This is a genomic window from Microbacterium testaceum StLB037, assembly GCF_000202635.1.
GTDB classification, from domain to species: domain Bacteria; phylum Actinomycetota; class Actinomycetes; order Actinomycetales; family Microbacteriaceae; genus Microbacterium; species Microbacterium testaceum_F.
The window spans coordinates 870,884-885,619 of the sequence record NC_015125.1 but is presented as its reverse complement, the minus strand read 5'-3'; the positions used below and the strand labels follow the sequence as shown (position 1 = coordinate 885,619).

Annotated in this window: 16 protein-coding genes; 9 read left to right on the top strand and 7 right to left on the bottom strand. The window is 70.8% G+C overall.

Going from position 1 to position 14,736, the window contains the following annotated elements; genetic code table 11:
- The first annotated feature begins 132 nt into the window (after window positions 1-132).
- A complete protein-coding gene (locus MTES_RS04100) occupies window positions 133-1,212 on the top strand; it encodes a PIG-L family deacetylase (protein ID WP_013583934.1) in 1,080 nt (359 codons plus the stop codon).
- 15 nt (window positions 1,213-1,227) lie between these two features.
- On the opposite strand, the gene MTES_RS04095 is transcribed toward MTES_RS04100, so the two are convergent.
- Window positions 1,228-1,509, bottom strand: a complete 282-nt coding sequence (locus tag MTES_RS04095; protein WP_013583933.1) for a hypothetical protein — start codon at window positions 1,507-1,509, stop codon at window positions 1,228-1,230.
- A 218-nt stretch (window positions 1,510-1,727) separates the two neighbouring features.
- Between MTES_RS04095 and MTES_RS04090 the strand changes: the two genes are divergently transcribed.
- Window positions 1,728-2,804, top strand: a complete 1,077-nt coding sequence (locus MTES_RS04090) for a PIG-L family deacetylase (RefSeq protein ID WP_013583932.1) — start codon at window positions 1,728-1,730, stop codon at window positions 2,802-2,804.
- A gap of 22 nt (window positions 2,805-2,826) precedes the next feature.
- Here the strand turns inward: MTES_RS04090 and MTES_RS04085 are convergent, their stop codons facing one another.
- The 5 genes from MTES_RS04085 to MTES_RS04065 form a co-directional block, all read right to left on the bottom strand.
- Entirely contained in the window at window positions 2,827-3,957 is a 1,131-nt protein-coding gene (locus MTES_RS04085) for a sensor histidine kinase (RefSeq protein WP_013583931.1), read from the bottom strand.
- Window positions 3,954-4,601, bottom strand: coding sequence for a response regulator (locus MTES_RS04080; protein WP_013583930.1), 648 nt, complete (start codon window positions 4,599-4,601; stop codon window positions 3,954-3,956). Before MTES_RS04080 ends, MTES_RS04085 begins: the two co-directional genes overlap by 4 nt.
- 116 nt (window positions 4,602-4,717) lie before the next feature.
- Window positions 4,718-5,137: an organic hydroperoxide resistance protein gene (locus MTES_RS04075; RefSeq protein WP_013583929.1), complete on the bottom strand. Its 420-nt coding sequence runs from the start codon at window positions 5,135-5,137 to the stop codon at window positions 4,718-4,720.
- A gap of 40 nt (window positions 5,138-5,177) precedes the next feature.
- On the bottom strand, window positions 5,178-5,672 hold the full coding sequence (locus tag MTES_RS04070; protein ID WP_043360995.1) for a MarR family winged helix-turn-helix transcriptional regulator: 495 nt from the start codon (window positions 5,670-5,672) through the stop codon (window positions 5,178-5,180).
- Window positions 5,673-5,721: 49 nt separating this feature from the next.
- Window positions 5,722-6,210, bottom strand: coding sequence for a PepSY domain-containing protein (locus MTES_RS04065; protein ID WP_013583927.1), 489 nt, complete (start codon window positions 6,208-6,210; stop codon window positions 5,722-5,724).
- A 142-nt stretch (window positions 6,211-6,352) separates the two neighbouring features.
- On the opposite strand from MTES_RS04065, the gene MTES_RS04060 reads away from it, so the two are divergent.
- The 5 genes from MTES_RS04060 (at window position 6,353) to glmM (ending at window position 10,631) form a co-directional block, all read left to right on the top strand.
- A complete protein-coding gene (locus tag MTES_RS04060) occupies window positions 6,353-7,189 on the top strand; it encodes an alpha/beta fold hydrolase (protein ID WP_013583926.1) in 837 nt (278 codons plus the stop codon).
- A gap of 173 nt (window positions 7,190-7,362) precedes the next feature.
- Window positions 7,363-8,130 (top strand): type II CAAX prenyl endopeptidase Rce1 family protein, encoded by a 768-nt coding sequence (locus MTES_RS04055; protein WP_158309745.1) that lies wholly within the window; start codon window positions 7,363-7,365, stop codon window positions 8,128-8,130.
- Between the two features lie 189 nt (window positions 8,131-8,319).
- Window positions 8,320-8,766 (top strand): 50S ribosomal protein L13, encoded by a 447-nt coding sequence (rplM, locus tag MTES_RS04050; protein ID WP_013583924.1) that lies wholly within the window; start codon window positions 8,320-8,322, stop codon window positions 8,764-8,766.
- 24 nt (window positions 8,767-8,790) lie between these two features.
- Window positions 8,791-9,261, top strand: a complete 471-nt coding sequence (gene rpsI, locus MTES_RS04045; RefSeq protein WP_013583923.1) for a 30S ribosomal protein S9 — start codon at window positions 8,791-8,793, stop codon at window positions 9,259-9,261.
- Between the two features lie 14 nt (window positions 9,262-9,275).
- Window positions 9,276-10,631 (top strand): phosphoglucosamine mutase, encoded by a 1,356-nt coding sequence (gene glmM, locus MTES_RS04040; RefSeq protein ID WP_013583922.1) that lies wholly within the window; start codon window positions 9,276-9,278, stop codon window positions 10,629-10,631.
- A gap of 190 nt (window positions 10,632-10,821) precedes the next feature.
- On the opposite strand, the gene MTES_RS04035 is transcribed toward glmM, so the two are convergent.
- Window positions 10,822-11,751 (bottom strand): Ppx/GppA phosphatase family protein, encoded by a 930-nt coding sequence (locus MTES_RS04035; RefSeq protein ID WP_013583921.1) that lies wholly within the window; start codon window positions 11,749-11,751, stop codon window positions 10,822-10,824.
- A 51-nt stretch (window positions 11,752-11,802) separates the two neighbouring features.
- Here MTES_RS04035 and coaA point away from each other — a divergent pair, with 51 nt between their 5' ends.
- Both coaA and glmS read left to right on the top strand, forming a co-directional pair.
- Entirely contained in the window at window positions 11,803-12,747 is a 945-nt protein-coding gene (coaA, locus tag MTES_RS04030) for a type I pantothenate kinase (protein WP_013583920.1), read from the top strand.
- A gap of 49 nt (window positions 12,748-12,796) precedes the next feature.
- Window positions 12,797-14,647, top strand: coding sequence for a glutamine--fructose-6-phosphate transaminase (isomerizing) (gene glmS / locus MTES_RS04025; protein ID WP_013583919.1), 1,851 nt, complete (start codon window positions 12,797-12,799; stop codon window positions 14,645-14,647).
- The last annotated feature ends 89 nt before the right edge of the window (window positions 14,648-14,736 follow it).

Below are 14,736 nucleotides of genomic sequence, written 5' to 3'. Positions count from 1 at the left end.
ACACACCTCGTAACGCCCCGCTCGGCGGCCCGGACCGGCGTTCGCCGGGGGCGATTCGACGTGTCGCTACACTCGGGCAGCGGATGACCGGATGTCCCCCTTCCCGGGCACCACGGCCGGAAGGACCACCCGATGTCGCGCTCGCAGACACGCTCGTCTCGCGTGCGCCGACGGCGACGCATCGCCCTCGTCTCGGCGATCACGGCGGTGGTCGTGGTCGCGGGCGCGGCCGTCGCCGTTCCGATCGCGCTCACTCGTCTCGGCGGGACCGAGTCATCCGCCGCCCCCACGTCGTCACCGCATGCCGAGCCGTCGCCCCCGGGTTCCACACCGACGCGGACCCCCACCCCCACCCCCACCCCCACCCCGACGCCGACGTCGCCGGTGGCCGAGGCCTGCCCGGGCGGGGACACGCTGCTGACGGTGTGGGCGCACCCGGACGACGACATCATCTTCGGGAACCCCACGATCTCGGAGGCGATCGCTGCGGGCCAGTGCGTCCGCACCGTCTTCCTCACCGCCGGCGATGCGGGGCGCGGCCTCGATTACACGCACGCGCGGGAACTCGGCATCCTGCGCGCCTACAACGTCATGCGGGGGAACGAGGGGCTCTGGGATGACAACGAGATCACGCTCGACAGCGGGATGCGCCTCGATCGGTTGACGCCCCGAGGCGACGGCCGGATCTCCGTCTTCTTCGTCCGGCTCCCGGACGGGAACATCACCGACGGCGGTTTCGCGGCCACGGGATACGCCACGATGAGCAAGCTGCTCGACGGGAGCATCGCGCCCCTCGCCCCCATCGACGGTGGCCCGGCGGTGAGTTCCCCCCAGCTCTCGGCGAGCTTGACCGAGTTCGCCGAGGCCCTCCGCCCGGCTCGGACGCTCACCCACATCCCGCGGGGCAGCGCTTTCGCTCCTGGAGACCACCCGGACCACTCCGTCGTCGGCACGCTGGTGCGTGACGCGATCGGCCCCCTCGACGGTGTCGGGTCGGGGGTGCGCTACTTCGTGGGATACCCGTCGGAGGATCTGCCGCGCAACGTCGAGGGGGTGGCTCTCGACGCCAAGGTCGAGACGTATCGCGTCTACTCGCAGCAGGACGACGTCATTCGCTGTGCCGACCGAGACGCCTGCCTGAGCACGCGCAAGTTCGGCGAGTGGCTGCAGCGGTCGTACCCGAAGTCCGAGGACGAACTCCAGATGCCGTGACGGCGCCGTCGGTTCTCAGTCACCCAGGCGCAGGAGCAGGGCCGCGACGTCGTGGCATCCATCCGGCGACGGCAGACCGTAGTCGACCTCGATGACGGTACGCAGGTCGGCCGCCAGCTCGTCGAGCGCCGGACCGGATGCCAGTGCCTCGAGGATCGGGATGATCAGGTCGTCGTACTCGTCGTCGGGCCACCCGTCCCCGATGTCGCGGACCCCGATCGGGTCCCACTCCCAGAGGATCGCGCGGACGCGGAGAGCGGCAGGGGACAGAGACCGCGGCGGTGAGGACGTCTGCATTCCGCGAGTGTGTCCAGGTTGTCTCGGTGTCCGCTGAGCGTTACCCATGCGGCAGGTGAGCCGGTCGGCTCGTCGTCCCCCGCCGAACGGGGGAGATGCGCGGCGGTGCGGGAAATCCGTGCCCCGACCGCGATAGCGTCGAGGCCGGAAGACGACCCGAACCGGCGACCCGAACGTGCGACCGGTGCGGTGAAGAAGAACAAGAGGACGGATCCGCCGTGGGCACAGACGACGAATCCTCGCCCGACACGGTGGCGAGCGCGGCGACGGACGAGACCGCCCGCGAGCGAGCGCGCCGGATGAGGCTGACCCGGCGCGGGCTGCTCATCGGCGGTCTGGCGGTCGTCGGACTCGGCGCGGGCGCGCTGGTGTACCGGAACATCCGACGAAGCGCCGGCCCCGTGGGGACCTGGGTCTCTCTGGCGCCCATCCCCGCGGCATCCGTCCCCTCTCCGCTGCCGCCCTCTCCCGCCGCGGAGACTCCCGGCACGAACACGGGGATGGCCGTCTGGGCCCACGCCGACGACGACATCATCTTCGCCAACCCCGCTCTGTCGGAGGCGATCGCCGCCGGTCACACCGTCCGCGCCGTGTTCATCACCGCCGGTGACGCGGGGAAGGGCCTGGAGTACGCGCGTCAGCGCGAGGACGGGATCCGGGCCGCGTACGACGAGATGCGGGGCAGCACCGCGCCCTGGCAGGAGCAGCAGATCACGCTGCTCAGCGGGGCAGCCGTGACCCGGTTCGTCGCCTCCGATGAGCCGCGCCTCTCGCTGACCTTCCTGCGACTCCCGGACGGAGGCCTGGATGCCGAGGGCTTCGCCGCCACGGGCAATGCCGGGCTCACGCAGCTGATCAACGGTTCGGCGGCGACCCTGACCTCGGTGGACGGCTCCACCGTCTACGACCGCGACCGTCTGTCCGCGTCGATCGTCGAGCTCATCGGGGCCGCGCAACCCACCCACGTGACGACCAACGTCCCGCACGAGAGTGCCTTCGCGCACGGGGATCACCCCGACCACTCGTGCGTCGGATCGCTCGTGCGGGCCCTGGCCCCGCAGGCGGGCATCGCTCCCGAGGCGGTCACGTACTACGTGGGGTACCCCTCGCAGGACGAACCCGTCAACGTCGAGGGGGCGGTCCTCGACACCAAGGTGCAGATCTACGAGACCTACGCCGCCGACGACCCGGTGGTGACCTGCACCGACGCGGCGGCCTGTCTCTCGCAGCGCGGGTTCGGAGAGTGGCTGCGCCGCTCGTACCCCAAGAGCGAGTCCGAGCTGCGGCTGAGCTGAGGATGCGCGCGGACCGCGCTCGTCAGTGCTCGCTGTCGCGCCGCGGGATCGTGACCCGCAGCCGGTAGCCCCCGCCGTCGCGGGCGGCGGCGTCGAGGTGTCCGCCGAGGAGCTCCGCGCGTTCGCGAAGCCCCGCGAGCCCCGTGCCGCTGGAGGGAAGGCGCAGACCCTCCTGGCTCGGCGGGTCGTTCTGGACGACGACGTCGATCGCGGCCGTCGTCGCCACCGCGGTGACGCGGACGCGTGCCCCGGGAGCGTGCTTGCGCGCGTTGGTCAGGCCCTCCTGCACGGTTCGGTACACCGCGCGCTGCAGGGGCGGGGCGAGGTCGACGGGCAGGCTGACATCCAGATCGGTGTCCAGGCCGCTCTCCTCGACGAGTCGGGGGAGGTCGTCCAGCGTGGGCTGCGGTCGGTCCGAGTCCGTCCGCGCCCCCTCGGCGCGGAGGACCCCCACCATCTGCCGCAGCTCGTCGAGCGTGCGCACGGCGAGAGAGCGGATGACGTGCGCGACCCGCCGTGACTCGGGGTCGGGCGAGGACACCTGCAGGGCCCCGGCTTGAACGGCGACGAGGCTCACCTGGTGCGAGACGACGTCGTGCATCTCGCGGGAGATTCGGGCGCGCTCGCGTCGGAGGACGTCCTGCTTCTCCCTCTCGCGCTCGGTCTCGCGCGCGGCCGACAGGTCGGCGACGCGGTCCGAGAGCTCGCGATGGGTGCGCACGAGGGCGCCGAGCGCGATCGGGGTCGCCGCGTACATCAGGGCGTAAAGCAAGGACGGCGCGAGGAAGTCGAGGGAGGGGAGCTGCCAGTCGGGGAGGAGGAAGCACGCGAAGGTGACGGCCCCCGCGACGACGAGCGGCGGGATGCCACGGGTCCGCACCGCGACCGAGTACAGCGCGATCGGGGCGGCGATCGTCATGGAATCGACGACCAGGCCCGGGAGGACGAGGGCGAACGAGACCCAGGGCAGCCGACGCCGCACGAGCAGCCCCGCGACGGCGACGAGCGCGAACGCCGTCTCGATCGTCGACCACGAGGGGATGGACACGGCGACGTCGATGAAGGCGGCGGCGGCGAGCGCCAGGTCGACGACGACGGCGGACGTTCGTGTCCCCATCATCCGGCGGAGGGCGCGCGGCGCGGACCTCGTCATGTCCGATGTCTGCGGGGGTGTGCCCGCTCCGAGACCAGGGCCGCCTCGAGTCGGGTCGACACCGACAGCTTCGACAGGATCGCGCTGACGTGATCCTTGACCGTCGCTCCGCTGAGGTGGAGGCGTCGCCCGATCTCGGCGTTGGATTCACCGGTCGGCAGGCGGGAGAGGACGTCGCGCTCTCGATCGGTGAGGAGGGCGATGCGTCGGACGGCATCCCGATCGGGGGCGCCGGTGTAGCCGTCGACCAGCGTGCGGGACACCTGGGGGGACAGCACGACCCCACCGGCGGCGAGGGTGCGCACCATGGCCGCGAGGTGCTCGGGCGCCGTGTCCTTGACGAGGAAACCCGACGCTCCGTCGTGCAGGGCGCGGGCGATGTACTCGTCGGTGTCGAAGGTCGTGAGGATGCCCACGATCGGGCGGGGATCGTCGTGGCGAAGGTCGGCGAGGATGTCGAGGCCGCTGCGTCCCGGCATCCGGATGTCGAGGAGGACCACGTCGGGACGTTCCCGCCGGATGGTGTCGACCGCGACGTCTCCGTCGACCGCGGCGACCACCTGGATGTCCGGTGCGGCTCCGAGGATCAGCTCGAACCCGGAACGGACGAGCGCCTCATCATCGACGACTACGACCCGGATCACGCATCACACCCTACGACTCGGACACGATCGCCCGGGTGTCGGCCCTCTCGGCCTGACGGGTTGGGGAGGGAGCAGAGTGGGGGCGTCGGTGACGGACGCCCCCACTCCGACGGGTGTCAGTCGTCCGAGACGGTGACGGTGACGTCGATGTTGCCGCGCGTGGCGTTCGAGTAGGGGCACACCTGGTGCGCAGCGTCGGCGAGCTGCTGGGCGAGCTCGTGCTCGATGCCGGGGAGGACGACCTCGAGGAGCACGGCGAGCTGGTAGCCGCCCTGTCCGTTCGGGCCGATCTGCACGCGACCACCCACCGAGGAGTCCTCGATCGTGACCTTCTGCGCGCGGGCCACGGAGTGCAGGGCGCTGTGGAAGCACGCCGCGTAGCCGGCCGCGAAGAGCTGCTCGGGGTTGGTGCCCTGGCCGGAGCCGCCGAGCTCCTTCGGGGGAGCGACCTCGAGGTCGAGGTAGTCGCCGGCCGAGACGTGGCCGAGGCGGCCCTGTCCGGTGGACAGTGCCTCAGCGGTGTAGAGAACGTCCATGGTGTGTTCCTTTCTGGGGACGGTGCGGAAGACGGAGGTTTCAGGAGGCGTCGCGCACCGAGGGAGCGCGCGTTGCGCGTTCTGCCGCGACGGCATCGCCCGGGTGGTCGCGGAGATCGCGCATGGCAGCGGTCAGCTGGTGCAGGGCGTCGATGAGCTCTCGCGCGCTGTCGGCGTCCTCGATACCCGACCCCTGTGCGATGCACCGCGGCACGTGAGCCAGTTCCGTGCGCAGCTCGTGGCCGCGCGGGGTGAGGGAGATCGTGACCACGCGTTCGTCGCGTTCGTCGCGTGCTCGCGTCACGTAGCCCGCGGACTGGAGACGCGTGAGCATCGGCGACAGGGTTCCCGAGTCGAGCTGGAGCGCCTCGCCGAGGCTGCCCACCGTCTGATCGCCGTCGTTCCAGAGCGTGACGAGGGCGATGTACTGCGGATACGTCAGGTTCCACGGCTCGAGCAGGGCGCGGTAGGCCTGGGTCGTCGTGCGATTCGCGGCGTAGAGCGCGAAGCAGACGAGAGCATCGACGGCGGGCATGAAAGAAGCATTGCACACAATTGAATTGTGCACAATCTAAACCGCTCCCTCACGGCGCGTCGGTCACGACACTTCCGTCGGAGAGCGAGATCGCGACGTCCACCCCGTCGTCGAAAGACACCTGCCACACCGGCGCGCCACTCGCGCTCTCGATCTCGACCTCTTCGACGCTGCCGCCGCCGTGGGCCGCAACCGCAGTCCGTACGGCATCCGCCATCGTCGTCCCTGCGTTCTCGAGCGCGGTGCGATCCGCGGCGTCGAGGGCGTCCGCGGCGTCCCGCGAGAGCACCTCCCCTCCGTCCGCGCTGATGCGGAGGTCCGTGTCGCCCCCGTTCGCGGCGACGCGGACCTCCCACGTCCCGTCGTCGTCGCGGTCGAGATCGACGGCGCGTCCGCCCGCGTCGGACTCCGCGCGCACCACGGCCGAGACGACCGTCTCCGAGGTGCCCGGACTCGTGGTGGGGGAGGCGCAGCTCGTCAGGCCGAGAGCGAGGGGCGCGGACGCGAGAACCGCGAGCGGAAGACGAAGGGATGCCATGCCCGGAGGCTAGTGAACCGCGCCGCGCGCGCACGTGGAGTTGCGCTCGCCCCGATGTTCCTGTTCAGGTTCGGCGTTACCAACCCGTCGGTACCGCGTCAACCGTCCCCGTTCGCTCAGAAACGGATCGAACCATGTCCTCATGAGCGAGATCACGGCACACCACGGACTTCTGACCGACATCGATCTGCATGTCGACGACACCGGGGGTGACGGGCGGCCCGTCGTCCTCCTCCACGGCTGGCCGCTGTCCGGGGAGTCCTGGGCGGCCCAGGTCCCGGCCCTCGAATCCGCCGGCTATCGGGTCGTGACCTACGACCGTCGCGGTTTCGGTCGCAGCGACAAGCCCCGCACGGGATACGACTACGACACGTTCTCCGACGACCTCGAGGCGGTCCTCGCGGCACTCGACCTGCGCGACGTGACCCTCGTCGGGTTCTCGATGGGCGGCGGTGAGGTCGCGCGCTATCTGTCGCGTCACGGAGCGGACCGCATCCGCAGCGTCGTCTTCGCCGCGGCCGTGCCGCCGTACCTGGCGAAGACCGAGGACAACCCCGACGGTCCGTTGGACGACGAGACGGCCGATGGCATGAAGCAGGCGCTGAAAGACGACGAAGACGCCTTCTACCGCGATTTCACGACGGGCTTCTTCTCGGTGGACGGCGAGCTGAAAGTCACGGAGGCCGACCGGGCAGAGGCGGAACGCCTCGCCCACCAGGCCGATCACCACGCCTCCCTGAAGGCGATGGAGGCGTGGGCCACCACGGACTTCCGGGAGGACCTCTCCCACGTGACGGTCCCGACCTTGATCATCCACGGCGACAGCGACGCCACCGTGCCCCTCGAGGGCTCGGGCGCGCGGACGCACGCGGCCATTCCCGGCAGCGAGCTGCACGTCGTCACGGGTGCGCCGCACGGCGTCAACGTCAGCCACGCCGACGAGTTCAACAGCGTCCTCCTCGACTTCCTGCGGCGCTGAGTCGTCCCGCGCGCGGGTGTCGACATCCGGGTGTCGGCATCCGGCGCGGGGAGCCCGCGGGGTGAGGTTGGCGTCTCGGGCGGGCGAGGTGATGGGCGGGTGTGGCGGGCATGCGCCCCCTCCTCGCCCGACGCTCGCCGTCACGGTCCCGGAGCGGCCGTACGGTGGCGCCCATGCGCCTGCCCGATGTCGCCGCTGCGGACATTCCTCCGTCGCGACGTCGTCGTCACCGGCGGAACCGCCCCTGGCGCGAAGGGGGTGCGAGCACAGCCCGCTGGGGCGCGGACCTCCTCGGATGGGCGATGGTCGCCCTGGGCGCCGGCGCCCTGGGCGCGCGAGCCGTCTCCATCCTGCTCCCCGTCGGCGACGCTCCCGCCGCGGCGCAAGCCGTGATCTGGATGTCGTCGGCGGTTCCGGTCGTGGTGGCCTGGAGTCGGTCCCGCCCGCTCGGCCTCCTGCGGTTCCGTGGGCTCGACGTCGTGTACGGCGTCGTGTTCGGGGTGATCCTGCGGTTCTGTCAGGGGGCGCTCGCCCAGAGCGAGGGAGGGTCGTTGCCCTGGCCCTCGACGCCCTCGATCCCGGGAACGCTGCCGGACGGTTTCTCGGGTGACGTCGTCGCCGGGGTCGCGGTGGCACCGGTGCTCGAGGAACTCTTCTTCCGCGGGGTCGTGCTCGTGTGCGCGTACACCGTCGTGCGTCGCTGGTCGGGCCGCGTCGCCGGCGGTGTCGCGGCCGCGGCGATCTCGAGCGCGTTCTTCGTCGGCGCGCATCTCCTCGTCGCGCCGATGTCCGCCTCCGATGTGTGGGCGCTCGTGCTGGTCGGCGTCGTCGCGGCCGCGCTCGTGCTCGGGACCGGCCGCATCTGGGCGGCCGTGGCGACGCACGTCGTCTTCAACGCCACCGGGCTCGCCCTCGTCGCCGTGGGGACCCTCTGGGGCTGACGCAACGAGCCGCGTTTGGTCTCGGCATCCGGATGACGTAGTCTTGATCTTTGGTGCCTGCCTCTCTGCGAGCAGGTCGCCCGAACGTGAGCCCTCCACCGGCCCTGTTCCCCGGGTCTTCGACACGGGAACGGACCACCGGAGCGGGATTCACGAACTCCTCCGTTCGATCAAGAAAGCAGCACTACTGTGACGCGCACTTTCACCCCCAAGGCCGCTGAGGTCACGCGCGAGTGGGTCGTTATCGACGCCACCGACGTCGTTCTCGGCCGTCTGGCCTCGCACGCGGCGGTCCTCCTCCGCGGCAAGCACAAGGCGACCTTCGCCAACCACATCGACTCCGGCGACTTCGTCATCGTGATCAACGCCGAGAAGGTGGCGCTCACGGGTCAGAAGCTCCAGAAGAAGAAGGCCTACCGCCACTCGGGCTACCCGGGCGGTCTGAAGTCCGTCACCTACGACGAACTCCTCGAGAAGAACCCTGTCCGCGCGGTCGAGAAGGCCATCCGCGGCATGCTGCCCAAGAACAGCCTCGGCGCGGCGCAGCTCAAGAAGCTCAAGGTCTACCGCGGCGCCGAGCACCCCCACGGTGCCCAGCAGCCCACGGCATACACCTTCGACCAGGTCGCCCAGTAAGCGCCGCCGGATAAGGACGAAACAGTGTCGAACATCGACTCCAGCAACTACAGCACCGAGACGCCGGCCGAGCAGTCCGTCGTCGCCACCGAGCGCCCCGTGCTCTCGGTTCCCGGCGCAGCCGTCGGCCGTCGCAAGCAGGCCATCGCCCGCGTGCGCCTGGTTCCCGGCTCGGGCACGATCACGGTCAACGGCCGCACGATCGAGGACTACTTCCCGAACAAGCTGCACCAGCAGCTGATCAACGACCCGTTCACGGTGCTCGAGCTCGCGGGCTCGTACGACGTGATCGCCCGCATCTCCGGTGGTGGCCCCTCGGGTCAGGCCGGCGCGCTGCGCCTGGGCATCGCCCGTGCGCTCAACGAGATCGACGCCGAGAACAACCGCCCGACCCTGAAGAAGGCCGGCTTCCTCTCGCGCGACGCTCGCGTCAAGGAGCGCAAGAAGGCCGGTCTCAAGAAGGCCCGCAAGGCGCCTCAGTACTCCAAGCGCTGAGTTCGACGCTCCGGATGCCTCTGTTTGGCACGGACGGGGTGCGGGGGCTGGCCAACGGCCTCCTCACCGCCGAACTCGCGCTGCACCTGGCCCAGGCGACTGCCGTCGTCCTGGGCCAGGGCCGTTCTGCGGAGGCGCGGAAGGCCGAAGGCCGCCGCCTCACCGCGGTCGTCGCGCGCGACCCGCGGGTCTCGGGGGAGTTCCTCTCGGCCGCGGTCGCCGCGGGCCTCGCCTCCTCGGGCGTCGACGTCCTCGACGCGGGTGTCATCCCCACCCCCGCCACCGCTTTCCTCATCGCCGACCGCGACGCCGACTTCGGCGTGATGGTGTCGGCGTCGCACAACCCCGCTCCCGACAACGGGATCAAGATCTTCGCCCGGGGCGGCACCAAGCTCCCCGACATCGTGGAGCAGCGCATCGAGCGCGCCCTCGAGGGGGAGCGCCTGCAGCCCACAGGCGCCGGTGTCGGCCGCATCCGTCGCTTCGCCGACGCCGAGGACCGGTACGTGCTGCACCTGCTGGGCTCACTGCCGCACCGCCTCGACGGCATCCACGTCGTCCTCGACTGCGCGCACGGCGCGGCCGCCGGGGTGTCTCCCGAGACGTTCAAGGACGCGGGCGCGACGGTCACCGTCATCGGCGCCGACCCCGACGGCCTGAACATCAACGACGGCGTGGGCTCGACGCACCTCGACGTGCTCGCCGAGACCGTCGTGCGCCTCGGAGCCGACGTCGGCATCGCCCACGACGGGGATGCCGACCGCTGCCTCGCCGTGGACGCGCAGGGCAACGTCGTCGACGGCGACCAGATCATGGCGATCCTCGCGGTCGCGATGAAGGAGCGCGGGACGCTCGTCGACGACACGCTCGTGGCGACGGTCATGAGCAACCTCGGTCTGCACCGCGCGATGGAAGCGCACGGCATCCGGGTCCTGCAGACCGGCGTGGGCGATCGGTACGTGCTCGAGGCCATGAACGAGGGCGGGTACTCCCTCGGTGGCGAGCAGTCGGGCCACGTCATCATGAGCGACTTCGCGACGACGGGCGACGGACTGCTGACCGGACTCCACGTCGTCGCCGAGATGGCGCGGCAGGGGAAGACCCTCGCCGAGCTCGCGTCGCTGATGACGGTGTATCCGCAGGTGCTCGTGAACGTGCGCGGCGTCGACCGCGACGGGGTCGGCGACGAGGGCGTCCAGGCGGCCGTCGCGGCGTCGACGGCAGAGCTCGGTGATTCGGGTCGCGTGCTGCTGCGCGCGTCCGGGACCGAGCCGCTCGTGCGCGTGATGGTGGAGGCGGCGTCGGAGGACGTGGCCCGCGCCCATGCGGACCGGCTCGCCGAGGTCGTGCGGGAGCGCCTCGCGCTGTAGAGCCCGGTCCCTTCGACGGGCTCAGGGACCTTCCACGGGCTCAGGGACCTCGGACGGGCTCGGGAACCTTCGAGGCAGGTGGCTGAGCCTGTCGAAGCCACCGGTCGTTGCGCGTCCGGTCCCTTCGACAGGCTCAGGGACCCGACAGGCTCAGGGACCTCGATTCATCGGGTCTCTGAGCCTTCGTCGCTCAGTACTCCAGCGACTCGATGTAGCGCAGGAGGACGCCCTCGCGCAGGGCCCAGGGCGAGACCTCCAGCTCCTCGACGTCCATCGCCTTCATCGCCCGCTCGACGACGACCGCGGCCGCGACGATCTGGAACGTCCGGTCGGCGGTGATGCCGGGCAGGGCCTCCCGCGCGTCGGCGGGGATCTGCGCGAGACGGGGGATCCAGTCCTTGAGCTGCTTGCGGGGCAGGACCATGCGGTCGATGCCCGACCACCCCGGCACGGGGTAACCGGCGAGTTTGGCGAGCGAGCGGATGGCTTTCGACGAGCCCACGACGTGGTCGGGGCGCGGGAGGGCGGCGAAGCGCTCGGCCACCGGTGCGAGCACCGACATTGCGTGCTGGCGCAGCGCGTCGATCTCGTCGGCGCTCGGCGGGTCGTGGGGGAGGAACTGCACGGTCGAGCGTCCGGCGCCCAGCGGCACCGACTCGGCGAGGTCGGGCAGCTCGTCGGCACCGCCCGCGATCTCGAGCGAGCCCCCGCCGATGTCGAAGAGCAGGATCTGCCCGGCCGACCAGCCGAACCACCGCCGCACGGCGAGGTAGGTGAACCGCGCCTCGGTCTCGCCGCCGAGGACCTGCAGCGGCTGGCCGAGGACCTCCTCGATCTGCGCGATGACCTCTTCGCCGTTGGTCGCCTCGCGCACGGCCGAGGTCGCGGTCGCGAGGAGCTCGTCGACCCCCTCGGCTTTGGCCGTTGTGCAGGCCGCGGCCACGGCATCCACGAGTCCCTTCACGCCCTCGGGCGAGATCGATCCGTCGGGCTGGAGATAGCGCATGAGGCGCAGCACCGAACGGTGGGAGGTGGTGGCTGTGGGACGGCCTCCCGCTCGCGCGTTCGCGACGAGCAGGTGCACCGTGTTCGAGCCGATGTCGAGGACTCCGAGACGCACGGTCCGAGCGTAGTGGGAAGGGGCCGATCAGCCCGCGAGTAGCATTGCCGCGTGTCCGAGACCGCCGCTGCACCGTCGCTGAGCCCCTATCGACAGATCGATCGAGCCGACTGGGCGCGCATGGCCGGCGGGATCGAGCAGCCGCTCACCGAGACCGAGGTCGTGCAGCTGCGCGGGATCGGGGATCGCCTCGACCAGCGCGAGGTGGCCGAGGTCTACCTGCCGCTCAGCCGCCTGCTGAGCCTCTACGCGCGCGCCACCCGGCGACTGGGCGCCGACACCAGCACCTTCCTGGGGGAGCCGGATGCCACGACCCCCTTCGTCATCGGGGTCGCCGGGTCGGTCGCGGTGGGCAAGTCCACCATCGCCCGCCTGCTGCGCGAGCTCATGAGCCGCTGGCCCGACACCCCGAGGGTCGAGCTGGTGACCACGGACGGCTTCCTCTACCCGAACGCCGAGCTCGAGCGGCGCGGTCTCATGGACCGCAAGGGGTTCCCCGAGTCGTACGACCGTCGCGCGCTCGTGGAGTTCCTCAGTGAGGTCAAATCGGGGGCCGAGGAGGTGCGCGCCCCGTTCTACTCCCACGTGCGGTACGACATCATGCCCGACGCGCACGTGACGGTGCACCGCCCCGATGTCGTCATCGTGGAGGGGCTGAACGTGCTGCAGCCGCCGCCCTCGCCGAACGAGGTCGCGGTCAGCGACCTGTTCGACTTCTCGATCTACGTGGATGCCGACGCCGCCCACATCGAGCGCTGGTACGTCGACCGCTTCCTCGCCCTGCGCGACAACGCCTTCACGAACCCGACCTCGTTCTTCCGCGTCTTCGCGGACATCAGCGACGAGGAAGCGGTGGAGCGCGCGCTCGGATTCTGGCGCGAGATCAACCTCCCCAACCTGGAGGAGAACGTGCTGCCCACCCGGCACCGCGCGAAGCTCGTGCTGCAGAAGGGCGCCGACCACACGGTCGAGTCCGTCCTGTTGCGCAAGCTCTAGGCCGCCGTCGAGGGGGTTCGCCCAGCCACCGCCCGTAGACTCGGAAGCTATGTGCGGAATCATCGGTTACGTGGGTCCCCGGCAGAGCCAGGACATCCTTCTGGCGGGTCTGTCGCGGCTGGAATACCGGGGGTACGACTCCGCGGGCATCGCCGTCATCGACGGTGAGGGAGCGCTCGGCATGCGCAAGCGCGCGGGGAAGCTCGCGGTGCTCCGCGACGACCTCGAGGCGTCGCCCATGCCGAACGGCACGACGGGCATCGGCCACACGCGGTGGGCCACCCACGGCGGGCCGACGGATGCCAACGCGCACCCGCACCTGGCCGACGACGACAAGCTCGCCGTCATCCACAACGGCATCATCGAGAACTTCGCCGAACTCAAGAGCGAGCTGGTGGGCGACGGGTTCGCGTTCCGCAGCGAGACCGACACCGAGGTCGCCGCGGTCATGATCGGTCGCGAGTACGCCCGGACCAAGGATCTCGTCCAGGCGTTCCGCTCGGTCGTCTCGCGCCTCGAGGGGGCGTACACGCTCCTCGCGATGCACGAGGACCACCCGGGTCTCGTCGTCGGCGCACGCCGCAACTCGCCGCTGGTGATCGGTCTCGGCGAGGGCGAGAACTTCCTCGGCTCCGACGTCGCCGCCTTCGTCGAGCACACGCGCAACGCCCTCGCGATCGGCCAGGACGAGATCGTCGCGATCACCCCCGACGGCGTCGAGGTCACCGACTTCTCGGGCGCTCCCGTCGAGGTCGAGGCGTTCGAGGTCACGTGGGACGCGTCCGCGGCCGAGAAGGGCGGCTGGTCGTCGTTCATGGCCAAGGAGGTCTCCGAGGAGCCCGAGGCGGTCGCGAACACCATCCGCGGTCGCATCCACGAGGGCCGCGTCGAGATCCCCGAGCTGGAGGGGATGGACGACTTCCTCGCCGACATCGACCGCATCCTCGTCATCGCGTGCGGCACGGCCGCGTACGCCGGAATGGTCGGCAAGTACGCGCTCGAGACCTGGACGCGCGTCCCCGTCGACGTCGAGCTCGCGCACGAGTTCCGCTACCGCGACCCCGTGCTCAGCGCGCGCACCCTCGTCGTGTCCATCAGCCAGTCGGGCGAGACCATGGACACGCTCATGGCCGTGAAATACGCCCGCTCGCGCGGCGCGAAGACCCTGTCGATCTGCAACACGCAGGGTGCCACCATCCCGCGCGAGTCGGATGCCATCGTCTACACGCACGCCGGCCCCGAGGTCGCGGTGGCCTCGACGAAGGCGTTCGTCGCGCAGATCACCGCTCTGTACCTGCTCGCCCTCCACGTGGGGCGCATCCGCGGCGCCGTCGACGCGATGGTCGCCGTCGAGGCGGTCACCGAGCTCGAGGCCGTTCCCGGCAAGATCGCCCGCGTGCTCGAGAGCGAGCAGGCGCGCATCGAGCAGCTCGCGCACTGGATGGCCGACACGCGCTCGGTGCTGTTCCTCGGCCGCAACGTCGGCTACCCGATCGCCCTCGAAGGCGCGCTCAAGCTCAAGGAGCTGGCGTACATCCACGCCGAGGGCTTCGCCGCCGGCGAGCTCAAGCACGGCCCCATCGCCCTCATCGAACCCGGCCAGCCGGTGTTCGTCGTCGTGCCGTCGCCGCGCGGCTCGGGCGAGATGCACAAGAAGGTCGTCTCGAACATCGAGGAGATCCGTGCCCGCGGTGCCCGCGTGATCGCGATCGCCGAGGAGGGCGACGTGGCCGTCCTCCCCGCCGCCGACGAGGTCCTCCGCATCCCGCTCGCGGCCCCGCTCTTCGAGCCGCTCCTGGCCGTCGTGCCGCTGCACATCTTCGCGATGGGCCTGGCCGAGGCCAAGGGCCTCGACGTGGACCAGCCGCGCAACCTCGCGAAGTCGGTCACGGTCGAGTAAGCCGGATCGAGAATGGGGCCGGATGCCGTGGCATCCGGCCCCTTCTTGTTCCGCGCCACCCGGCAGAATGGACGGGATGCCAGGAGGGG

Bases quoted from the DNA above. Each gene is read 5' to 3' on its own strand.
- glmS (WP_013583919.1), top strand. From the start codon at position 12,797: ATGTGCGGAATCATCGGTTACGTGGGTCCCCGGCAGAGCCAGGACATC.
- MTES_RS04065 (WP_013583927.1), bottom strand. From the start codon at position 6,210: ATGGCATCCCTTCGTCTTCCGCTCGCGGTTCTCGCGTCCGCGCCCCTC.
- MTES_RS04085 (WP_013583931.1), bottom strand. From the start codon at position 3,957: ATGACGAGGTCCGCGCCGCGCGCCCTCCGCCGGATGATGGGGACACGA.
- MTES_RS04070 (WP_043360995.1), bottom strand. From the start codon at position 5,672: ATGCCCGCCGTCGATGCTCTCGTCTGCTTCGCGCTCTACGCCGCGAAT.
- MTES_RS04095 (WP_013583933.1), bottom strand. From the start codon at position 1,509: ATGCAGACGTCCTCACCGCCGCGGTCTCTGTCCCCTGCCGCTCTCCGC.
- MTES_RS04055 (WP_158309745.1), top strand. From the start codon at position 7,363: ATGCGCCTGCCCGATGTCGCCGCTGCGGACATTCCTCCGTCGCGACGT.
- MTES_RS04100 (WP_013583934.1), top strand. From the start codon at position 133: ATGTCGCGCTCGCAGACACGCTCGTCTCGCGTGCGCCGACGGCGACGC.
- MTES_RS04075 (WP_013583929.1), bottom strand. From the start codon at position 5,137: ATGGACGTTCTCTACACCGCTGAGGCACTGTCCACCGGACAGGGCCGC.
- glmM (WP_013583922.1), top strand. From the start codon at position 9,276: ATGCCTCTGTTTGGCACGGACGGGGTGCGGGGGCTGGCCAACGGCCTC.
- MTES_RS04060 (WP_013583926.1), top strand. From the start codon at position 6,353: ATGAGCGAGATCACGGCACACCACGGACTTCTGACCGACATCGATCTG.